This is a genomic window from Calditrichota bacterium, from assembly GCA_013152715.1.
Taxonomy (GTDB): domain Bacteria; phylum Zhuqueibacterota; class Zhuqueibacteria; order Thermofontimicrobiales; family Thermofontimicrobiaceae; genus 4484-87.
On the sequence record JAADFU010000027.1, the window covers coordinates 34,043 to 36,720 of the forward strand.

A 2,678-nucleotide genomic window follows, 5' to 3' on the forward strand; every position below is an offset into this window, starting at 1 on the left:
CCGAACGCCTGCATCATACGAATAAGCACAAATCCGTAAAAATAGCGCATGAAACGATTCTCGTCCACTGGCTCGAATTCCTGTACTTTCTCCAGATATGCCGTGATCAATTCTTCCCGAAAATCCTGCGGCAAATTGGCTTTGGCATCGTAAAGCAGCGACGCCGCGTCGTACTGCAGCGCGCCTTTTCGACCGGACTGGTAGTCGATGAAATAAGGCATCTCATCTTTGATCATCACATTTCTTGACTGGAAATCGCGGTAAAGAAAATACTTTCGGTCCTCTTCCAACAGAAAATCGATCAGCGCATTAAAATCACGTTCGACTTCATTTTGATCCACTTTTTGTTTGAAAAATACTTCCAGAAAACGATTCAAAAAATAGTGCAAATCCCAGTTCATGGAATGCCTGCCAAAAATGACGTGTTGGTAGCAAAGCGTGTAATCGATACTGGCACCGGCTTTGATCTGAAAATTTGGCAAATACTCGATCACCTGGCGGTACATGTTCCGGATTTTTTCATTGAATCCGTCCTGCTTGCGGATCTCGCACATCCAGTCGAAAAGCGTCCACTCGCCAAGGTCCTCTTCCAGATACACGCCGTTCTTCAAATCCACAGCGTAAATTTCCGGCACGCGTAGTCCTTCCCGGCGAAAATGGTTGGTGAATTCCACAAACGCCACATTCTCATCAAAATCATTGCCGATGATACCGATCACAGTCTGCAAATCAAAAAATATGCGATAAATTTTTCGATCAGAACCATCGCCTTTCAACGAAACAATTTTATCGGGCGCCGTGCCATAGGTTTTGTGAAAAAGTCGCTTCAATCGTTCCATTGATTCCTTCCTGAAAATCATTTTCATTAATTTAAAAAATTAAACCGATAAAGCAAACATTTTTTTGCAGCGCATCCACTTTTCGGTCTTATCCGCGAAAAAAAATTTAACAACGCCTGAATGAAAAAGTTCACCAGCCATAGATTTCTTCTAATTTTTTTATCCCACGTGTACCCCACTGCAAAAGTCAATGTTGTTGACTTAAGGGAAAGAATATTTAAATTTTTTTAAAAAACTACTTGACAAATTCATTAAAAGTTTTTATTTTTTATTAAATTAAGTAGCCTAAAAATTAAAGACAAGAATTGGAGGATAACCTTGAGCTGCCAACCAAAGACAACCGTCAATTCAAAACATTAAACAAATTCTGCAAAAATTAGTTAATTTAATTCCAAAAAACATTCCAGCTCACTTTAAAGAAAACAATAGCCATTTTACACGGAATCGCAAGCTGCCGTTTCCCAAATTGCTGGTCTTCATTCTGCATCTGACCATGAATTCCAAAAATGACGGTGTGGATATCCGAGCAACTGATTTCTTTAAACACGCCAAACGGTCCAACTTATGGCCAGAGCCCACCTCAATCCATCGAAGTGCTGTCACCAAAGCCCGAAAAAAGCTATCGTGGCGCGTGTTTGAGAATATCTTCTACGATGCGGTCAACATTGTCCATCATTCATATCCCCACTCTCCCCTTCATCAATGGAAAAAAATGTTTGTCTTTGCTATTGATGGATCAAAATATCTGCTACCTGCTACCGATGAACTTCGAGAAAAATTTGATCCCAATAGTAGATTACACAATTGTGGCAAAGGCCATTATCCACAATGTCTGGTTACCACCATATATGATGTTTTTCGACGCTTCCCCATCGCCAGAAGCGTTGCAGCTAACAATGCTTCTGAACGAGATGAATTTATTAAGTTATTGCATCGTATCCCTGTAAACCAATTGTTGTTAATGGATCGAGGCTATCCTTCATATGAAATATTTAAAATACTCAATGAACAATATTCAGGGCACTATATTTTTCGCTGTAACGCAACACACACTTTCCCTGCGGTCGAACAATTTATTAAAAGCGATAAAAATGAAGACATTATTTATATCGACCCCAGCTACAAGTACTCAAGAAAGGTGACTACCGCTGAACGAAAACAATTAAGGCCGATTAAGCTTCGGGTGATAAAATTAGTCAATGCAAAAGGCGACATATCGGTCTTGTTAACAAATCTATTTGACAAACAACGCTATACGCAAAATGATATTCGAGCGTTGTATTTTCGGCGTTGGGAAGTCGAAACCTATTATCGAGATGAAAAGGTGTCCATTGAAATCGAAAAGTTTCACAGCAAAAGCTATAACGGTATTATGCAGGAGTTGTTTTCAGTGGCAATTATGAGTGTTATCGCTCGTTTTCTGATGCAGCTTGTCCATGAAAACGCTGAAAATAAATCAGCGGAACCCCAATTTAAACACGCTGTCAAAACCTTTGCCAATGAAATTGCTGTGCTTACGGCGGAAAAACCGAATATTGCTATTGATATTTTCAAAGAACTTTTACACGACATCGCTCGGATTCGATATTATAAACCAAAAACAAAACCCAAATCACAACCAAGAATCTCCAAAATGCCAGTGAATAAATGGACCGTCGATAAAATCAAAAAATTGAAAAATACTTAAGTCAACAACATTGACCTCGAAGGTGGACTACACCTTGTCTATATTAGCGAATCAAAAGAAGTTTTCTCGCGGCAACAAATTTCTCCGCTTCAAGGCGATAAAAATAAACGCCGGTGGAAACCGGACGGCGCTGATTGTCCGTGGCGTCCCAG

General features: G+C 39.8%; 2 protein-coding genes. One reads left to right on the forward strand and one right to left on the reverse strand.

The features are described 5' to 3' along the window. On the reverse strand, window positions 1-839 hold an 839-nt coding region (locus GXO74_02575; protein NOZ60544.1), incomplete at its 3' end, for a phosphotransferase. Between the two features lie 388 nt (window positions 840-1,227). On the opposite strand from GXO74_02575, the gene GXO74_02580 reads away from it, so the two are divergent. Beyond that, window positions 1,228-2,526: an IS4 family transposase gene (locus tag GXO74_02580; protein NOZ60545.1), complete on the forward strand. Its 1,299-nt coding sequence runs from the start codon at window positions 1,228-1,230 to the stop codon at window positions 2,524-2,526. Window positions 2,527-2,678: the final 152 nt, after the last annotated feature.